The organism is Nostoc sp., from assembly GCF_036917395.1.
GTDB lineage: Bacteria > Cyanobacteriota > Cyanobacteriia > Cyanobacteriales > Nostocaceae > Nostoc.
The window spans coordinates 89,931-109,107 of record NZ_JBALDI010000048.1; the positions used below are offsets into that span (position 1 = coordinate 89,931).

A 19,177-nucleotide genomic window follows, 5' to 3' on the forward strand; every position below is an offset into this window, starting at 1 on the left:
GGAGTAGAGACGCGATTAATCGCGTCTGTACAGGAGTTATGAGTTTTTTAACTCCTCACTCACTTCAGTCACCTAAATAAATACCCATACCACGAGCGGTTTTAACTAAAGTACCATTCGGATCGACGGCGCTATATTGAGCGATCGCTTCTGTAATTGGTACACTTAATACTTGGCGATTTTGCCAAGTCACCATGCGATCGTATTTATCTTCGGCAATTAGATTAACCGCCGCAACGCCAAAAGCAGTTGCAACTAATCTATCTAGTGGTGAAGCAGTTCCACCCCGTTGAATGTGTCCTAAAACTGTAACTCGCGTTTCTACACCAATGTGTTCAATAATTTTATCTGCTAAATACTCGCCAATTCCACCGTATCGAGATTGACCTAAGCGATTTGTTATCGTCACATTTTCCCCATCGTGGGTACGAACCGCTTCGGAAACAATAATCAAACAATAGTTTTTGCCTTTCTCTTGGCGTTCTTTGATTTTGTGGCAAATATGCTCAACTGTGTAAGGGATTTCTGGAATTAAAATTACATTTGCTCCCCCCGCAATTCCCGCAGCTATTGCTATGTGTCCGGCATCACGCCCCATTACTTCCAAAATCATCACTCGGCTATGACTTGCAGCAGTAAAATGTAACCGATCTAGTGCTTCCGTGGCAATATTGACTGCTGTATCAAAACCGATGGCATGTTCAGTAACGCCAATATCATTATCAATTGTTTTAGGAATACCAACTAGATTAATGCCGCCTTGTTGGGCGAGGCGACGCAGAATTGCCAAACTACCATCGCCGCCAATCCCAATCAAAGCGTCTAAACCTAGTTCATGATAACCTGCAATAATTTCTTCGGAGCGATCGCATAAACTTCCATCCGCCATTGGAAAAGCAAAAGGGTCGCCTTTATTGGTTGTCCCCAACATTGTGCCACCCGCAGTTAATAGCGAGTCAACTTGATCAATTTCCAACTTGGTGAATTGTGGCGGACGCGCCATTAATCCTAGAGTCGCTTGCCGAATTCCCAAAACCTCCCAGCCGTAGGTATTCACAGCACAATTTACTACAGCCCTAATCACAGCATTTAAGCCAGAACAATCACCTCCACTGGTAAGAATTCCTATGCGTTTGCGTTCTCCGATATCTTTTATTGACATTTTGATCCAAATATATTGAGTAGTCGATGAAATTTAAGCCAAAGTTAGCAGCAGATTAAACCGTTTCAAAAATCTTCTCTGTAAATGCCAAAGTAATTTTATGTTTGTTTTGTATCTAAAAACAAAACAAAGTTATCTCAGCTGTAAAATATTAAGTGTAGAGCCAGTAGTAGATTAAACCTCGGCAAAAACAATCCCTAAAAATGCCAGGGTGATTTTATGCTTGTTTTGTGTCTAAGAAAAAATCAAGTTATCCCAGCTGTAAAATATGAGGGTGGAGCCAAAGGTGACTAGTATTGATAATTACAACTTCTCTTTTTCAGGAGAAGTAACAATCCCACAGGCTCCTCCTGAATTTAAATCAGGTTTTATCGGCATTGTTGGTCGTCCTAATGTCGGTAAATCTACTTTAATGAATCAATTGGTAGGACAAAAGATTGCCATAACTTCCCCTGTAGCACAAACAACACGTAACCGTTTGCGCGGTATATTAACTACACCAGAGGCGCAGTTAATATTTGTAGATACGCCAGGAATTCATAAGCCCCATCATCAATTGGGGGAAGTTTTGGTACAAAATGCCAAAATTGCGATTGAATCGGTAGATGTAGTGCTATTTGTGGTAGATGGAGCGGTGGCATGTGGTGCAGGCGATCGCTATATTGCCGATTTGCTCAGTCGCAGCAAAACACCGATAATTGTGGGTGCGAACAAAATCGACCAACAACCCGCGGATTCTCAGTTTCTGGATGATAGTTACGCCCAGATGGCCAAGTCCCATGAATGGAGAATCGTGAAATTTTCTGCCAAGACTAATGCAGGATTACCGCAACTTCAAGAATTATTAATTGAACATTTAGAAATTGGGCCATTATACTATCCTCCAGACTTGGTAACTGACCAGCCAGAGCGCTTTATTATGGGCGAATTGATCCGAGAACAAATTTTATTATCGACTCGTGAAGAAGTACCCCATTCAGTAGCGATCGCGATTGACTTAGTAGAAGAAACTCCCAGCATCACCCGTGTACTTGCTACCATCAACGTTGAGCGCGATTCCCAAAAAGGCATACTCATTGGCAAAGGCGGAGCGATGCTCAAAGCGATTGGTAGTGAAGCTCGTGAACAAATCCAAAAGTTAATCGCTGGTAAAGTTTACTTAGAATTGTTTGTCAAAGTCCAGCCGAAATGGCGACAGTCGCGGATCACTTTAGCAGAGTTAGGCTATCGCGTGGAAGAATAGAAAAGTTAGTCATTGGTCATTAGTCATTAGTCATTGGTCATTGGTCATTGGCAGGTAAAAAAGACGAAACAACTGATATAAAGACAGTGACTTTTCACCTTATCTGAAAAAACCAACGCGAAACCTAACCCCCTACCCCCTTCCCTTGTAGGGAAGGGGGAAGAATTCAAAGCCTCTCCCCTAGAAGGGGAGAGGAATGGAAGTGAGGTTTCCAGATGACGTGAAAAGTCAGATAAAAGACTCCTAACTCCTAACTAATAAAAATGTCTTTAGATACTCGCTATCCCTTAAATTTACCAATCAATGCTCCGCCGTTGCGCGTGTTAATTGTCGAAGATGATCCGATGATGCAACTAGGATTAGAGCAATCGTTAATGGCTCATCCTCAGTTGGAGATTGTTGGACAAGCAGAAGATGGTTATTTGGGAGTCCAAGCAGCACTGCAACTGAAACCTGATTTGGTGGTTATGGATATTGGGTTGCCGCGATTGGACGGCATTGCAGCGACACAGCAAATTAAGGCGGCGCTGCCAGCAACTCATGTGGTGATGCTGACATCTCATCAAACGGAGACAGAAATTATTGCTGCACTGTCTAGCGGTGCAGATGCATATTGCATCAAAGGTGCAAGTGTGGAACGATTGTTAAGTGCGATCGCAGCCGCAGTTGATGGTGCAGCCTATCTCGATCCTCAAATTGCGCGGCGAGTAATTGATAATCTCAAACCGCCCTCACCCACCAGCAACAACGCCAACTTATCTGGGCGCGAGTTAGAAGTGTTGAAACTCATGGTAGACGGCTTGAGTAACCCAGAAATTGCCGCAAAACTGTATCTCAGTCCTAACACCATCAAAACTCATGTCCGAGGGATAATGAATAAATTAGCAGTAGACGATCGCGTGCAAGCAGCAGTTGTGGCACTCCGTTCTGGGTTGGTTTAATTACTAGAACTTTTACCTTTCGCCCTTCCTCTTTCCTCCTTGCCCTTCGTGTAAATATTTCAAGGTGCTTTTGCAATGGCAAATGTTCAACATCTTTAAAAGAATAACCAATGCATATTTTAATAGAACTCCCTGACAACATTGTTAATCAACTGCAACTCGAACCCGCCAACATTTCTCGTCGAATTTTGGAACTTATTGCGGCTGACAGCTATCGCCAAGGTCACATTGGAGCAGCTGAAGTTCGCCGAATGCTCAACTTTTGTTCCCGTTGGGAAACCTACGAATTTCTCAAGCGTGAAAAAGCCTACTTGCCTTACACTGAAGACGACCTGAAACAAGATGTTCAAAACATCCGCAGCGTTTTAGGCACACAATGATTATTGTTTCCAATACTTCTCCAATCAACTACTTGATCCTGATTGGGCACATTAATCTTTTAGCCGAATTGTTCGGGCAAATCATCATTCCCCTGGCAGTCCATAGCGAACTATCCAATGCATCCGCTCCACCATCTGTCCAAGCCTGGATTGCGACTCCACCCACTTGGCTCAAAATTCAAGTTGTCAGTCAACCTTCAGATGAAATTGTCGAGCTACTCGATCCCGGAGAACGTGAAGCCATTCTTTTAGCCCAAGAACTGAATGCAGATTTACTCCTGCTAGACGAAATGAAGGCGCGTCGCACCGCTAAAGAAAGAGGGTTTATCATCACAGGCATCCTCGGAATTCTGGATCAAGCTGCGACTATGAAACTCATTGATCTACCTATTGTTGTTCAAAGCCTTCAATCTACATCCTTCTGGGTCTCTGACAGTTTGTATGAGAAGTTGTTAGATAAGCACTCTTAGAAACTCTTAATATTCTTGGTTCCATATCACTTGCGGCTGCAAGGCGCTTTCACACCTGCGCTATAGAAATTTGATCAACTCGCCCATCTGCCGCACCTTTGGCTTTCAAGTTCGCACGAATTTTTAATCCCATTTACAAGTAGAGGCGTACATATATATGTACGCCTCTCTAGCCGATTCATTTGTTGCCAATATTTTGGAAAAATAGTCTACCTCAATCCATTTTAGTTAAAAGAGTTTGAGAATTCATTCGGGTTTACATCAGCAGGAAATAATAAAATTTCCTTGCCTTCTAGTTTTGCCTTCTGGTGAAGCACAATTGCCTTCTCCAAAAAACAATATTTAATTGGAATCCACCCATCGTTATAAAAGTAGGCAGTCACTCGGCTCATTGTATACTCTTTCAATGGCATTGGAAGATACCAGGACGAGTTCACAATTAGAACTTTACCTGTCGAATCCATGCTTTAAACCTCAGTTAGTAAATATATTTACCTTTACACATGCAGATGAGTTTTAGTAACTATCATAAGTAATAAGTTAATGAGCCTTTAAGTTAGATATTTAGGTAGTAAGTTCAGAAGTCAACAAGTTTTTAGTTGGGATTAAGCCTTAGTAGTTGGTAAAGAATTTTCGGGCAAAGTTTGACAGGTTGTCTTTTGACACAACTATTCTTTTAAAATTATCGTTCCTAAATACTGGTGGAAAAATAACATCAAAAATCTTTGAATTTTCCTTTAATTGCCTTTCCCCAGTCAACCTGGTCTACTTCGCTTACTCTTTGAAACTCTATGTTCCACTTTACCCTAGAAAAGAATTTGGGATGGCTATTATTAATTTCGGTTCTGATTGCTACACCAGTTAATGCCCACACCGAAAAGGTGTCACAAGACGTAGGCGGGATGCTGCATATTGAACCCAATGACAATCCTCAAGCTGGCAAAACCGCTCAAGCTTGGATTGTCCTCACCCGTAAAGGCGGGCGAGTAATCCCCCTGACACAATGTAACTGTCAGTTGGCTGTCTACCCTCAACCTCACAGCGAAACTGATACCCCATTGCTAAAGCCCAGTTTACATAATGTATCAACCAAGCAATATAAAAACATTCCCGGAGCCGAGATCGTATTTCCCAAAGTAGGAGCTTATGAATTGGAGTTAAGCGGTACTCCAAAATCTGGAGCTAGTTTCAAGCCCTTTGTGTTATCTTACACCGTCACTGTCGGCTCATAAAAGCTGAACTGGTAAAATGTCATGCTGTAGCAAGATCCCGTAGGGTTCAGAAATCGTGGTGTGATCGCCTCCATTGCGGTAGCGATCGTATAACCTAGTTTTATCAAGAAATCTTTTATATACTTGGGAACCGCCTGTAAAAGTTTAAATGCCGTCGTTTCGCCTCTCTTGTTTAGATTCTGAATCATTGTTCACGAGTATCAAAGACTCATTAACGGAGTTAAAACACTCGTTCACGAGTATCAAAGACTCGTTAACGGAGTTCAAAGACTCATTCACGAGTATCAAAGACTCGTTAACGAAGTTCAAAGACTCGTTCACGAGTATCAAAGACTCGTTAACGGAGTTCAAACACTCGTTAACGGAGTTCAAAGACTCATTCACGAGTATCAAAGACTCGTTAACGGAGTTCAAAGACTCATTCACGAGTATTAAAGACTCATTCACGGAGTTTAAACACTCGTTAAAATTTACTTAGCGATCGCGCTTCTGATTCAGTTTGCATATAAACTACCATTGAATCTAATTGCCTTATCTTTCCTATTTACAAGAATATTTCCACAGTTCGCCCCATATCCTAGCCCTTTCAAGGTGGGTAAAAATGTTAGTCAAAAAACCTCTTTTTAACTTCTTACCTCTGTGTTCTCTCCGGCTCTGTAGTTAGATAAATTACTTTTAAACCACAGAGGCACAGAGGAGGGCAGTTGCGTGGGCGGGTTTCCCGACTTGAGCAAACTGCCCGTAGCGCAGAGAGAAAAAACGAGATTTTTCGAGTCACCTTGAAAGGGCTAGCCCCATATCCCCACCGCTAGACATAATCACCTCAACATCCGGGGAATAAATGGGCACAGAGGCAGACGAGAATAATTAATAACCAATGCCCAATGCCCAACTCGCAATACCCATAAATTAAAATCCTGCCAAACGATTTGAAGGTATCAAACTCAGGGATGATGAGTAATTAGCAATTAAATTGACAAAATCACACTATAAAGAGTGATATTAAGCGATAGATAGCGCTTGTATAAGGACTAACGGTCATGATTAAATCTTGGATGGTGATTGGGGGTGTGGCTTTCTTGGTTGCCTTAGCAGCTAACGTGATTACGCCTAGCGATCGCCAATGGTTCAAGCGCTTACAACGACCGAGATGGCTAACTTTTGAGGGTGCAATTCCAATTATTTGGACTGTAATATTTATTTGCGGTGCTTGGTCAGCTTATATTATCTGGGAAAAAGACCCAAGAAGCACCCCAACCTGGTTAATCATGGGTTTATACTTGCTTTTAGAAATTGTGACCATTGCCTATACACCTGTAATGTTTAAGCTTCGCAGTCTGAAAGTGGGTACAGTTCTTGGCGGCACAGGTTTTCTCATTTGTGTTTTATTGATACTTGCAGCCTTAAGTATTTCTAGTTGGGCAGCACTGTTACTAGTTCCTTATTTGCTCTGGAGTCCCATTGGTACTTATACCACTTGGCAAATGGTTAGTCTCAATCCTCAAGATGCCTAAGAATCGTACCAGCGAATGATTCAAGCTACGCCCTAAATTGTCAAACTTGCAGTGTATGACTTGACAAAATACACAAAACTTGAGTGCATTATGATTCCATCTTGGATAATAATTGGGGCTGTAACTTTCTTCATCGGCCTTGGTAGTTTCTTAATCACGCCACGTGATGTCAAATGGTTTGCACAGTTACGTCGCCCTCGCTGGCTAGTTTTTGAGCCGCTGATTCCGTTTATCTGGACTGTGATTTTTGTTTGTGGTGCAGCTTCAGCTTATATTGTCTGGGAAAAAAGCCCAGGAAGCCTAATTATTTGGCTACTAATGGCTTTGTACGTCCTAGTGGAAATTATCACCGTCGCCTACATACCTGTAATGCTGAGGTTTCGCAGTCTCAAAATTGGGGAAATTCTTGGGTTAATAGGTTTAGTTTCAGCCGTTATCCTTGCAATCTGCGTTTTGCCAATTTCTGGACTAGCGGCGTTATTACTCCTTCCTTATCTAGTATGGACTCCCATTGGTACTTACACCACCGACGAGTTAAAGGAGCAAAATCCTCAAGATGCATAGTAGTGGGGGAAGTTTGCCTAACTTTAACAAGGGGATTTTGCCTCAAGTTAAGCCCCAAGTCTTGTTAATTGAGATGGTAGGTGGATTTACACGTCCGCTGTACTAGTACAGCACGGTGTAAATAAGCAGACCATTGAAAAGCCCTAAAGAGCTTATTCCATAGTACTTTTGACTTTTGACTTTTGACTTTGCCTTGCGGTACTAGCCTGCTGTGATTGCATTCGTTTCATTTTGAATGCGTGAAGCAATTCACACATCTATGCAAGCCGCCCATAACGTGCAGTAACAGGATTAACCGGATTGGATTGATTATTCAGCCAAGCCCACATTTGATCGCCAACAGAAAAATGCCACCACTCTTTAGGATTGCGTTGAAAGCCAGCTTTTAACATTACATCTTGCAACAACCGACGGTGAGCATGATACTGTTGTGCTTCTGAGTGGTCACTATTGGCATAATAATCTGGATGCGATCGCTCGGACATTTCATCAATCGGTGAACCCATATTCACTATTTGCCCTGCATCATCAACTAGCGTCACATCCACCACCGCACCAGTACTGTGAGGAGGGGGGGTTTTTTCATCCAAACTCGGTACAGCCCAAATTTCATAAACCGCTTCCCAAATCTCTTGGCGTTGGTTTGGCGATAACTCCACCTCAGTCAGTCCCCTCTCCCTAACTGCTTGCGCGAAGCTGTAATCTACCATAAACTGCTGGACTGCGATCGGGCGATAGGCATCAAAGATTTGGATACGCCAATTAGGATGCAGAACATCAAGGTAATTTTGCGCTTGAAGCAAATTTTCAATAACGCTTTGACGGAGATAATAAGGGGAATGTTCACCATAAGGCGCACCTAACTTTTCATAAGGATGGGGAGATTCCACCGCAAACAATTCTAAAGGAATCGCCATTACCGGTTCACCACACTCAAAAATCGGGATTTGATAATAGGGCCTCATCTAGTTAGCCACGCAGGACTTACAGATTTTAACGCAAGCATAGCATTCTTAAGACTTACGCAGAAGAGATCCCCCAACCCCCTTAAAAAGGGGGCTTTCAAGTTCCCCGCTTTTTAAGGGGAGTAAGTATTTTGCGTAAAAACGTAGCGTTTTTAATGCAGAGGAACGCATTGGCATTGTCAGGGGACGCATTAACATTGCAGCCGCCGCATTGACATTGTGAGGGGACGCATTAACATTGCAGCCGCCGCATTGGCATTGTGAGGAGACGCATTAACATTGTAAGGGGACGCATTAACATTGTGAGGGGACGCATTAACATTGTGAGGAGACGCATTAACATTGCAGCCGCCGCATTGGCATTGTGAGGTATTGCCAAATTTAATTCTCGCTACCTGTGGCATGGGCGATAAAATCATTCTGCCTTGCAATGTGCATTAAGGAACATGGATTAAATAAAATGCAAAACTTCATCCTCTATCTTGCTTCCCTCTCCTTTATAAGGAGAGGGATTGAGGGTGAGGTAAGTCAGGGACATAAATTGTATGTTATTTAATCTTTTATTCCTAAGCTAAACCACATCTAGTTTTGGGTAATTTTATCGTCTATGAATATGCCCTAAAAAACTTCAAATTGTATCATTGACGGTTCGTTTTTTCAAAAATGCTTAATCAAAACCAAACGCCCTTATTAGACGCCTTAAAAGCCAATGCAGCAAGACCTCATGCGCCTTTTTACACGCCAGGACATAAACAAGGTGAGGGAATTTCTCAACCCCTGGTTGATTTATTTGGCAAAGCTGTCTTTCGTGCTGATTTAACCGAATTAGCAGATTTAGATAATCTCTTTGCACCCCAAGGCGTTATTCAAGAAGCACAACAACTAGCAGCTGAGGCATTTGGCGCTTCGCAAACATGGTTTCTTGTTAATGGTTCTACTTGTGGGATTGAAGCGGCAATTCTCGCTACCTGTAGCACTGGCGATAAAATCATTCTGCCTCGCAATGTACATTCTTCTGCGATCGCTGGTTTAATTCTCTCCGGTGCCATACCAATTTTTCTCAATCCTGAATATGATCCAGTTTTAGATATTGCCCACAGCATCACGCCTAATGCTGTACAATTTGCACTCCAACAACATCCAGACGCCAAAGCAGTGTTGACGGTTTACCCAACATATTACGGTGTTTGCGGAGATTTGAATGCGATCGCCAATATTACTCATCAATACAATATCCCTCTACTTGTAGATGAGGCACATGGCGCCCACTTTGCCTTTCATCCAGAATTACCCACTCCAGCCTTAGCCGCAGGTGCAGATTTAACTGTACAATCCATCCACAAAGTACTCGGTGCGATCACACAAGCATCAATGCTGCACGTTCAAGGTAATAGGATAGATTGCGATCGCATTAGTAAAGCTTTGCAACTCGTCCAGTCTACCAGTCCTAGTTATTTACTTTTAGCTTCTTTAGATGCAGCACGTCAGCAAATGGCACTCTATGGAAAAATGCTGATGTCTCGCACTTTACAACTTGCTGATGAAGCTAGAACAAAAATCAGTCAAATTCCTGGATTATATATCTTAGAGATTCCTAGCCCTGCTTATAAAGTGGAGGACAGTACCGTGCAGAGATTCCCGCCATTGAGGCGACTGTCCGTAGGGCTGGGGGGATCTCCCGGCTTTGTGGCTTTAGATAAAACGCGACTAACTGTCACTGTTTCTGGTTTAGGCTTAACCGGATTTGAAGCAGATGAAATTCTCGATGAAAAATTTGCTGTCACTGCTGAATTCGCCTCACTGCAACACCTTACTTTTATCATTAGTTTGGGCAACACCCCAGCCGATATTGAGCAATTAGTGCAAGATTTTACCACTTTTGCCAAAGAATATCGCCGAACCAACTTGAATATTAAAAGCCATCTTTGGCAAGATTTTGTTAGTACACTAAGTCCGGCATTACATTTCTCTCCCCGTGAAGCTTTTTTTGCTGTCACTGAAATACTACCTTTGATACAGACAAGCGATCGCATCTGTGCAGAAATCGTCTGTCCCTATCCCCCAGGAATTCCTGTGTTAATGCCGGGAGAAATAATCACTAAACCTGTCCTTGATTACCTACAACAAATCCAGGCAAAGGGGGGATTTATCAGTGGTTCTGCTGATACTAGCCTCAAAACTTTAAAAGTTTTGAAATAACGTCCTAACGTCATAATTACTGAGTTTTTGTTGATAAAAAGTTAATTGATATAGTCAACAGTAAATGTGCGGTTAAAGGGTTAATTAAGGTAAAACTATACACTAAATTAAACAAGTATAAAAATTCAATGAAAATAGCTACCAGACTAATGCCATCTTTAATTTATACCCATAGGATGTTGTTGATAATTCATAAATCAGAACATGAAATTAAAAACTTATTATGTTTGGGGAGTAGTAGCAGCTCCAATTCTAGTCACACTAGCGCTAGGTTTCTCAGCAAAAGCGAATGCAGTTGAGTTAGGTGCTGCCTCTGATTACAATGTATTTGTCTTAGGAGATATCACTCAAAAATCTACAGATATTGAAGGAAAACTTGCTGCTGGCGGTAACGTGAATTTCGTCGGCGGACTCGGAAGCAAACTTTCTGGCAATAGCAGCAACGTAGTAGTAGCTGGACAAAACTTAACTCTGAGCAGCAGTCAAGTCTACCACGGTAATGCTGTCTACGGAGGTACCGCCAATGTGTCCAGCAATGTGGGATTTCCACAGGGAACTCTCAAGAAGGGTAAACCCATCGACTTCAATGAAGCAGGGAAACAATTGCGAGGTCTATCTCAATATTTGGCAACCTTAACTCCTACTGGTAAAACAACAGTTCAATCTTGGGGTGGTATTAATCTTAAAGGTAGTGGTACTGCCTTCAATGTTTTTAATCTTGCAGGATCATCTGTCTCCAAGGCAAACTCTTTTGAAATCAGTGGGGATGCAAATTCGACTGTTGTAGTCAATATCAGCGGTAAGGATGTATCGCTGCAAAACTTTGGGTTCAATATCCTTGGTACAGATAAACAAAAGGTGATCTACAACTTCTATGAAGCGACAAACATAACTGCCAGTGGGATTAGCATACTAGGTAGTATTCTTGCTCCTTTGGCTAATTTCAATTTCAATAATGGTCAAGCTAACGGCAATGTGGTGGTAGCTTCTTTGACAGGAAATGGGGAGTCTCACAACTATCTGTTTAATGGCGATCTGCCGGATGTCCCAACTAAGTACTACACTCCACCTGTCATCCGGACTCAGGTTCCAGAGCCTGCAAATGTTCCAGGTTTAGGATTAATTGCTGTAGTATTTGGTTTATTTCGCCACAAACGCAATCAAGCAACTTGCCCAGAATAATCATAAACTTTTGGCAGCATGGCGCGAACTTGTTTAGAGATTTTCGCTCATGCGCTCTTTCCTTGCTCCCTACCTTCTACAATAAAGATAGACTTTATTGAGATTTGTATAGTTGGGGAAAAGCTGTCATGGCTCCCGCCGTTTTAATTCAAAATCTGCAAAAACGTTACGGTACAGTGGTCGCCGTTCAGGATGTTTCCTTTCAGGTAGAATCAGGAGAAATCTTTGGTTTACTTGGCCCCAACGGTGCTGGTAAAACTACTACCTTGCGTGCCTTGTGTACACTCACCACACCGGATGCTGGCAAAATCGAAGTATCTGGCATCTCTGTGTTAAATAATCCGAGAGTGGCAAGACAACGACTAGGCTATGTTGCTCAGGAAGTTGCTATAGATAAGGTGCTGACTGGAAAAGAACTCCTGCAATTGCAAGCAGCACTTTATCACCTTCCAAGCGCGATCGCCAAACAGCGCATTGAGACGGTATTAGATTTACTCGGTTTGCAAGAATACGCTAATAAAAAAACAGGAACCTACTCTGGCGGTTTACGCAAGCGCCTAGACTTGGCTGCTGGGTTGCTCCATGCACCCGATGTTTTGGTGTTGGATGAGCCAACTGTAGGACTTGACATAGAGACTCGTTTTGTGGTATGGGATTTCCTGCGGAAATTACGCGCCTCTGGGACAACGGTAGTAATTACCAGCCATTATCTAGAAGAAATTGATGCCCTAGCCGATCGCGTGGCAATTATAGATCGGGGCGTTGTGATCGCCGCTGGTACACCTTCACAATTAAAAGATCAAGTAGGGGGCGATCGCATCACCTTGCGAATCCGCGAGTTTTCCCCCATTCAGGAAGCAGAAATTGCTAAAAACCTCCTACAACCTTTGCCATTTGTGCAAGAAGTCATCATCAACAGCGCTCAAGGTAATTCTCTTAACTTGGTGGTGACACCACAGAATGATGTTCTGATTAACATACAGCAAGCGCTGAATACCGCTGGCTTGCCAATTTTTGGCATTGCCCAATCTCGCCCCAGCCTCGATGACGTTTACCTCGCCGCTACAGGACGTACACTGATGGATGCAGAACTCGCAGCAGTTGCCACCCGCGATCCCAAGGCTGAGAAAAAGCAGAATATGAGATAGGGGCATGGTGAATGGGGCGTGGGGCATTGGGCATTGGACAAAACAGTTCCGAGTTCCGAGTAAAAAAGTGAGATTCCCCACTCAGCACTGGGCGCTCAAAACTCCCCATCCCCTAAAATCCAAAATCCAAAATCCAAAATCCAAAATTGCTATGAGTGTTACTCCTAAATCTGATATAAATTGGCAGCCGCTAGCATCGCCGCAAGTTGACGTTAATGCTGCACCTAACTTTTTCGGTGAATTGGTACAAGAGACGTTGGCTTTAACTCGTCGCTTGTTTATTCAGTTGCAACGCCGTCCCTCCACATTGGTTGCCGGAATTATTCAGCCAGTAATGTGGTTAGTGCTATTTGGTGCTTTGTTCCAAAATGCTCCCAAGGGTATATATGGCAATACAACAAATTATGGTCAATTTTTGGCTGCCGGTATAATTGTGTTTACAGCCTTTGCTGGGGCGCTGAATGCTGGTTTACCCGTGATGTTTGACCGCGAGTTCGGCTTTTTGAATCGTTTACTGGTAGCACCATTAGCATCGCGGTTTTCCATTGTTTTTGCTTCGGCAATCTTTATCATCAGCCAAAGTTTGCTGCAAGCAGCGGTGATTGTAGCGGCAGCAGCGTTTTTGGGCGCTGGACTACCAGATGTAACTGGTTTAAGTGCGATCGCTCTAATTGTCTTGCTCTTAGCTTTGGGCGTGACAGCCATTTCCCTCGGCTTGGCTTTCGCCTTACCGGGACACATTGAACTTATTGCAGTGATTTTTGTCACTAACCTACCATTATTGTTTGCTAGTACTGCTTTGGCTCCTCTATCCTTCATGCCTCAGTGGTTGCAGGTTGTGGCTACTCTGAATCCTCTCAGTTATGCGATCGAACCAATTCGCTATCTATATCTCCACAGTAGTTGGGGACTAGGTAGTATAGTGATGCAGGCTCCTTGGGGCGATGTTACCTTTGGGGGAGCGTTGCTAGTATTGTTTGGCTTTGCCCTAGTCGCCTTAGTGAGTATTCAACCCCAACTGCGGCGGACTCTTGCTTAAGATAAAATAGAGAAATTTTAGGGTCAAAACCCCATGAAAAAACCATTTTTACAAATTCCTAGACTCTTTGTGGCTACTGTGGCAGGAATTAGCTTTGCTTCCTTGCTGATGGCTCAACCAAGTTCGGCTCAAATCAGCAGCCCAACGGATGCTTTTCCCAGTACTACTACAACAGACCAAAATACCGATCCGTTCTCCCGTTCAAACTCAGACAATTTCAACATGTTTGACCTGATTCATCGGGCAAATTTCGGGACTCTCAATTGGGATTCTAACCAACAGAACGAACAACTAAACTCAGCAGCAGCAGCCTTTAAAGCAAGGCAACAAAGACTAATTCGAGGTCAACAACAACAAGCAACCCCTGGTTTGCCAGCGGTTACACAACCAGTGATTACACCACAATCAATTACACCACCATCAGGTAACTGAATTCAAACAAAGAACCCCAAGCTTTTAAGGCTTGGGGCTGAAACTATTTAAAAAATCCTTAGTTATCAGCTAAAAAACTACAGCCCAAGTGCAGCTAAAATATCGCTAGCATGGTTGGTGGTATTTACATTAGCGTCAACATGGGTAATTTTGCCGCTAGGGTCAATTACGTAAGTGACGCGCTTGGCATAACCGCCACCATCCACATCAAAAGCTTTGATGAGGGATTTGTCGGTGTCAGCCAGTAGGGGAAAATTCAAATTATATTTTTGGGTGAATGCCTGATGGGAAACTTCATCATCAGCACTGACTCCCAAGATTACAACATCTTTACCTTGATATTGAGCTTGGGCATCCCGAAAACTACAGGCTTGTTTGGTGCAGCCGGGCGTGTCATCTTTGGGGTAAAAATACAAAACGACCGTCTTGCCGGCAAAATCAGCTAACGAAACTGTGTTGCCGGTTGTATCTTTGGCGGTAAATGCAGGTGCATCCGTACCAACTGCTAGAGGCATAATTAACTTTTCCTGTTTCAGATTGTTGATGCACTTGAAATTTTACATTAATTTATAATGATTAAATATAATTACTGAAAAATAGCATAACTATACTTGAGGTAACTAATTTTGGTTAAATCAGGTAGCTGATACAAGAAAAAATATAGTCTGAAATTAATCTTTATTAGAAGAAAAATTTCTCCTCATACACAATGCCTGCTGTTGATTCCCAAAACCCAAATATTTTTGTCTATCCTCGAAGCACAGTAGAAAGAGCCGAGCGCTCGCTAGTGTGTTCACCCTTTAATCTATCTTTATTTGAAGTGATGGTACACCAGAGTGTGTCAGTAAGTGCGATCACTCTGGAAAATGGACTCAAGCAGGGTTATACTAAGCGCCCTTTGTCAGAATTAGCATGTGACAACGCCTTGGGCTGGCTGATCCAAGTGGGTGTATTGCGGCGAGAAGTCGATGGTCAGGGGATTACAGATAGTTTTCGCCTGACTCCCTTGGGACGTCAGTTAGTAGAACAATACCAGGGAAAAAATTGGCGGACTCCTTCATGGAGCGATCGTTTATCCGATGCTGTAATTCGTTGGTTACGGATACCCTTTTAGAATAAAAAACCAAAGAGTTAGGATTAGGGAATCAAAGGGAACAATATATACGGAAACATCACACCGATTCATGAAGTCTTTACCATAATCATCTAATTGAAATTTGTGATCGGGCTGGTAGGGAGTAAAAAAGCGAGACAGGGAGAGGAAGAGACGCTCTGACGCCAAGAAATTATCAAATTCTCTCTCCGTGTCCGCGTTTCCCCGTATCTTCTTCCCTCCTAAAATTTAGCCCTGTATTTTTAAAAACTAAGTGATAGCAATTATGAAATCAATTATGGTGGTGGGGACAACATCCCATGCAGGGAAATCACTTTTAACTACAGCTATTTGTCGCATTTTGTCGCGGCGTGGCTGGCGGGTGACTCCTTTTAAAGGTCAAAATATGGCTTTAAATGCTTATGTCACTGCTAGTGGTGGAGAAATTGGCTATGCCCAAGCAGTACAAGCTTGGGCGGCGGGAGTTGTGCCTTGGGTAGAAATGAACCCAATTTTACTCAAACCTCAAGGGGATATGACTTCCCAAGTAATTATCAAAGGTAGGTCTGTGGGTAAAGTGAATGCCTCAGATTACTACGAGCAATATTTTGACCTGGGGTGGCGGACAATTGAAGAATCGCTACAGCATTTAGGAACAGAATTTGACTTGGTGGTTTGTGAAGGTGCCGGTAGCCCAGCAGAGATTAACCTTAAGCACCGAGACTTAACTAATATGCGGGTAGCAAAATATTTGAATGCGCCAACCATGTTAGTAGTTGATATTGATCGGGGTGGTGCTTTTGCCCATGTAGTAGGAACCCTAGAGTTATTGGAACCGGATGAACGCGCCTTAATTAAGGGTGTAGTAATTAACAAGTTTCGAGGACAGCGATCGCTTTTAGATCCGGGGATAAAATGGTTAGAAGAACGTACAGGTATCCCTGTTATCGGTGTTATACCCTACTTACAAGAAGTGTTTCCAGCAGAAGACTCTCTTGATTTGCTAGAACGTGAATCGCATAAAGCCCAAGCTGACCTCAACATTGCCGTCATCCGCTTACCAAGAATTGCCAACTTCACCGACTTTGACCCTCTGGAATCAGAAAGCACAGTTTCAGTAAAATACCTCAGTCCTAAGCAAGATTTAGGACATCCTGATGCCGTAATTCTTCCAGGTACAAAGACCACAATTGCTGATTTGCTACTGCTGCAAAAAAGCGGTATGGCAGAGGCTATCCAACACTATGCCGCCTCTGGGGGAACGGTTTTAGGGATCTGCGGCGGCTATCAAATGCTTGGTCAAATCATCGCTGATCCAGAAGGGATAGAGGGGCAAGCTGGCAGGTATCAGGGGTTAAATCTTTTACCAATCAGAACAGTAATTACAGGACAAAAAATCGCCCGCCAGCGCCAAGTTAGCTCGAATTATCCACAACAAGGCTTACCAGTCAATGGCTTTGAAATCCACCAAGGGCGATCGCGCATCGAACAGCAAGGAATAGACCCTCAATCCTACCATGCTCTATTTGACGATATTAATTTAGGGTTAGTGGATAGTTGTCAATCAGTGTGGGGAAGTTACCTCCACGGGCTTTTTGACAATGGCCCTTGGCGACGGGCTTGGTTAAATCGGCTGCGTCAACAGCGGGGTTTAAAATCTTTGCCCACTGGTGTTGCTAACTATCGGGAACAACGAGAGCAGATTTTGGATTCTTTAGCCACTGAAGTTGAAAGCCATTTAGACTTAACTCCATTTTTGTCTTAAGCTAAAGTGCATAAAAATCGCACATTTTTTCGTTAAGCTCGTTATTTGTCATTTGTCTTTACATAAAGATTAATGACCAATGACAAAGAACAATCTTTACAAGTCAATACTAAATTAAATGCGTAACATTGATGATTGTTCGTGTCCGCTTTTTACCAGATGATGTCACAGTAGATGCCGAAGTGGGAGAAGCCCTCTTGGATGTAGCAGACCGGGCTGGGGTATTTATTCCCACCGGTTGTCTCATGGGGTCTTGTCACGCTTGTACCGTCGAATTAGAGGATGGAGAGATCATCCGCGCTTGTATCACCGCAGTACCGCCACGCGAGGAATTGACGATTAATTTATTTAGCGACCCAACTTGGTAGTTTTTTAACCCTCTAAGTTCAGAATATCAGACGAGGAAGTAGAGGAGAAGAAACAAGATGAGTAAGCTTAAGTACGAAATGGTTATTCCGTGGTCTGAAGAAGATGATTGCTTTTTAGTAGGATTCCCTGATTTTCCAGGACAACGCTGGCGGACTCATGGGGATACTTACGAGTTAGCTGTAGCAAATGGAATTGAAGTTTTAGAGTCTCTAATTATTGCTTATGAAGCTGTAGGCGATCCACTTCCAGAACCAACAGTAAGTAGAGTGGGTTAATGCAATTTACTAGGTTGTAACTAATGCTTAACAATTTGCGCGATCGCGGGTTATTTTGGTTTAAATAGTATTCTTACGTGTTATCACGGTTATTTTGTCTTTAAATAATTTGTTTGGATTCACATAAAAGGATTGAATCAAGCTATAGAAGAGATAAAGCACTCTCTAACTTCTACTTCGTTAGAACTTAGACAAAACTACACGCACTTAGGGGCAATTCATGAATTGCCCCTACCTAAAAATTAGGGTTTTGACTATTGTTTGCTTAAGTCCTGTTCGTAATAAAGACACGCGATTAAAAAATTAATATTTTCCCTTCAGGCAGCAAGAAACTTTTACACTTTATTTCCTACTGCCTGTTTTGCTATCTTTATCAATTAGCTTTAACATTCAGCGCGTATTCTTTAAACCTTTCCAAATCAGCTTGAATTGTTGATTCAACTATCCGCCCCAAAAACAAGTTATCCATAATTTTGCCAATAAGACCGGGGATGGCGTAGGAAATGGTCATTTTGACAATGCTACTATTCTGGCGATCGTAAAAGCGAATCGCTCCCTGATTCGGCAAACCATCAACCGATTCCCATTGGATAATTTGGTTAGGAATAACTTTGAGAATTCGGGATTGCCAATTAAATTCTAGACTGCCTGTCTTTAATTTCCAAAGAGATATATCTGGATTATCTGGCGGAATTTTCACCGAATCAATCCACTTCATCCACCGGGGCATTTGCTCCAAATCAGACCAGAGGCTCCAGACTAAATCTATGGGAGCCTCTACTTCTACCTGTACAGTATGCTCTAACCAATCTGACATTACTCTCTTCTTCCTTTGCGTCCTTTGCGACGGCAGTCCCTCATGGGGGAGACCCCCAAGACCGCGCTGCCTCCCCTTTGCGGTAGCCTGCGGCAAGCCACTGCGTGTCTACGTTATCTCTTCAAAGTCTCCAAAATCACTTTTGCTGCCCGCCGTCCAGAAATAGTAGCACCTTCCATGCTGTCGATATAGTCTTGCTGAGTATAACTCCCTGCAAGGAAGAAATTATCTACCGGTGTTTTTTGGTTGGGACGGTAGGCGTCCATCCCTGGCGCTTCTCGGTAGAGAGACTCTGCGTGTCTACGTTATCTCTTCAAAGTCTCCAAAATCACTTTTGCTGCCCGCCGTCCAGAAATAGTAGCACCTTCCATGCTGTCGATATAGTCT

At 42.9% G+C, this 19,177-nt stretch carries 21 protein-coding genes and 1 pseudogene; 16 read left to right on the plus strand and 6 right to left on the minus strand.

The genetic code is table 11. The features are described from left to right. Window positions 1-64 precede the first annotated feature (64 nt). On the minus strand, window positions 65-1,147 hold the full coding sequence (locus V7K46_RS17325; protein WP_335115232.1) for an ATP-dependent 6-phosphofructokinase: 1,083 nt from the start codon (window positions 1,145-1,147) through the stop codon (window positions 65-67). Between the two features lie 283 nt (window positions 1,148-1,430). On the opposite strand from V7K46_RS17325, the gene era reads away from it, so the two are divergent. The 5 genes from era to V7K46_RS17350 all read left to right on the plus strand — a co-directional run bounded on the left by era (window position 1,431) and on the right by V7K46_RS17350 (window position 5,428). Next, window positions 1,431-2,405 carry a GTPase Era gene (era, locus tag V7K46_RS17330; RefSeq protein ID WP_335115190.1) on the plus strand — a complete coding sequence of 325 codons (975 nt, stop codon included), beginning with the start codon at window positions 1,431-1,433 and terminating at the stop codon, window positions 2,403-2,405. Between the two features lie 263 nt (window positions 2,406-2,668). Continuing rightward, window positions 2,669-3,346, plus strand: a complete 678-nt coding sequence (locus V7K46_RS17335; protein WP_334798043.1) for a response regulator transcription factor — start codon at window positions 2,669-2,671, stop codon at window positions 3,344-3,346. A gap of 110 nt (window positions 3,347-3,456) precedes the next feature. Next, window positions 3,457-3,726 carry a UPF0175 family protein gene (locus tag V7K46_RS17340; protein WP_335115192.1) on the plus strand — a complete coding sequence of 90 codons (270 nt, stop codon included), beginning with the start codon at window positions 3,457-3,459 and terminating at the stop codon, window positions 3,724-3,726. Further along, on the plus strand, window positions 3,723-4,196 hold the full coding sequence (locus V7K46_RS17345) for a DUF3368 domain-containing protein (RefSeq protein ID WP_335115194.1): 474 nt from the start codon (window positions 3,723-3,725) through the stop codon (window positions 4,194-4,196). The genes V7K46_RS17340 and V7K46_RS17345 overlap by 4 nt, the downstream gene beginning before the upstream one ends. A 791-nt stretch (window positions 4,197-4,987) precedes the next feature. Then, window positions 4,988-5,428 carry a hypothetical protein gene (locus V7K46_RS17350; RefSeq protein WP_335115196.1) on the plus strand — a complete coding sequence of 147 codons (441 nt, stop codon included), beginning with the start codon at window positions 4,988-4,990 and terminating at the stop codon, window positions 5,426-5,428. On the opposite strand, the gene V7K46_RS17355 is transcribed toward V7K46_RS17350, so the two are convergent. Beyond that, window positions 5,404-5,616, minus strand: coding sequence for a hypothetical protein (locus tag V7K46_RS17355; protein WP_335115198.1), 213 nt, complete (start codon window positions 5,614-5,616; stop codon window positions 5,404-5,406). The genes V7K46_RS17350 and V7K46_RS17355 overlap by 25 nt on opposite strands. 852 nt (window positions 5,617-6,468) lie before the next feature. Between V7K46_RS17355 and V7K46_RS17360 the strand changes: the two genes are divergently transcribed. Both V7K46_RS17360 and V7K46_RS17365 read left to right on the plus strand, forming a co-directional pair. Next, entirely contained in the window at window positions 6,469-6,942 is a 474-nt protein-coding gene (locus V7K46_RS17360) for a TspO/MBR family protein (RefSeq protein ID WP_335115200.1), read from the plus strand. Window positions 6,943-7,032: 90 nt separating this feature from the next. Further along, on the plus strand, window positions 7,033-7,506 hold the full coding sequence (locus V7K46_RS17365) for a TspO/MBR family protein (RefSeq protein WP_335115202.1): 474 nt from the start codon (window positions 7,033-7,035) through the stop codon (window positions 7,504-7,506). A gap of 257 nt (window positions 7,507-7,763) precedes the next feature. Here the strand turns inward: V7K46_RS17365 and V7K46_RS17370 are convergent, their stop codons facing one another. Beyond that, complete coding sequence (locus tag V7K46_RS17370; protein WP_335115204.1) at window positions 7,764-8,471, minus strand: M15 family metallopeptidase; 708 nt, start codon at window positions 8,469-8,471, stop codon at window positions 7,764-7,766. A 663-nt stretch (window positions 8,472-9,134) separates the two neighbouring features. On the opposite strand from V7K46_RS17370, the gene V7K46_RS17375 reads away from it, so the two are divergent. From V7K46_RS17375 to V7K46_RS17395, 5 genes are all read left to right on the plus strand, one after another. Continuing rightward, a complete protein-coding gene (locus V7K46_RS17375; RefSeq protein WP_335115206.1) occupies window positions 9,135-10,670 on the plus strand; it encodes an aminotransferase class I/II-fold pyridoxal phosphate-dependent enzyme in 1,536 nt (511 codons plus the stop codon). A gap of 204 nt (window positions 10,671-10,874) precedes the next feature. Then, window positions 10,875-11,852, plus strand: coding sequence for a choice-of-anchor A family protein (locus V7K46_RS17380; protein ID WP_335115209.1), 978 nt, complete (start codon window positions 10,875-10,877; stop codon window positions 11,850-11,852). 128 nt (window positions 11,853-11,980) lie between these two features. Beyond that, window positions 11,981-13,000, plus strand: a complete 1,020-nt coding sequence (locus tag V7K46_RS17385) for an ABC transporter ATP-binding protein (protein WP_335115211.1) — start codon at window positions 11,981-11,983, stop codon at window positions 12,998-13,000. A gap of 151 nt (window positions 13,001-13,151) precedes the next feature. Next, on the plus strand, window positions 13,152-14,039 hold the full coding sequence (locus V7K46_RS17390) for an ABC transporter permease (protein WP_335115234.1): 888 nt from the start codon (window positions 13,152-13,154) through the stop codon (window positions 14,037-14,039). Between the two features lie 33 nt (window positions 14,040-14,072). Further along, complete coding sequence (locus V7K46_RS17395; protein ID WP_335115212.1) at window positions 14,073-14,471, plus strand: hypothetical protein; 399 nt, start codon at window positions 14,073-14,075, stop codon at window positions 14,469-14,471. 77 nt (window positions 14,472-14,548) lie between these two features. On the opposite strand, the gene V7K46_RS17400 is transcribed toward V7K46_RS17395, so the two are convergent. Continuing rightward, window positions 14,549-14,986 (minus strand): peroxiredoxin, encoded by a 438-nt coding sequence (locus V7K46_RS17400; RefSeq protein ID WP_335115214.1) that lies wholly within the window; start codon window positions 14,984-14,986, stop codon window positions 14,549-14,551. 194 nt (window positions 14,987-15,180) lie between these two features. Here V7K46_RS17400 and V7K46_RS17405 point away from each other — a divergent pair, with 194 nt between their 5' ends. From V7K46_RS17405 to V7K46_RS17420, 4 genes are all read left to right on the plus strand, one after another. After that, complete coding sequence (locus tag V7K46_RS17405; protein WP_335115216.1) at window positions 15,181-15,585, plus strand: Npun_F0494 family protein; 405 nt, start codon at window positions 15,181-15,183, stop codon at window positions 15,583-15,585. A gap of 265 nt (window positions 15,586-15,850) precedes the next feature. Next, entirely contained in the window at window positions 15,851-17,329 is a 1,479-nt protein-coding gene (gene cobQ, locus V7K46_RS17410) for a cobyric acid synthase CobQ (RefSeq protein WP_335115218.1), read from the plus strand. A gap of 131 nt (window positions 17,330-17,460) precedes the next feature. Then, window positions 17,461-17,697 (plus strand): 2Fe-2S iron-sulfur cluster-binding protein, encoded by a 237-nt coding sequence (locus tag V7K46_RS17415; protein WP_069073076.1) that lies wholly within the window; start codon window positions 17,461-17,463, stop codon window positions 17,695-17,697. Between the two features lie 57 nt (window positions 17,698-17,754). After that, window positions 17,755-17,973: a type II toxin-antitoxin system HicB family antitoxin gene (locus V7K46_RS17420; protein ID WP_335115220.1), complete on the plus strand. Its 219-nt coding sequence runs from the start codon at window positions 17,755-17,757 to the stop codon at window positions 17,971-17,973. Between the two features lie 373 nt (window positions 17,974-18,346). On the opposite strand, the gene V7K46_RS17425 is transcribed toward V7K46_RS17420, so the two are convergent. Further along, window positions 18,347-18,790 carry an SRPBCC family protein gene (locus V7K46_RS17425; RefSeq protein WP_335115222.1) on the minus strand — a complete coding sequence of 148 codons (444 nt, stop codon included), beginning with the start codon at window positions 18,788-18,790 and terminating at the stop codon, window positions 18,347-18,349. Window positions 18,791-18,903: 113 nt separating this feature from the next. Further along, window positions 18,904-19,086 (minus strand): annotated as a pseudogene (locus tag V7K46_RS17430) (FAD-dependent oxidoreductase); the annotation flags it as partial. Window positions 19,087-19,177 lie beyond the last annotated feature (91 nt).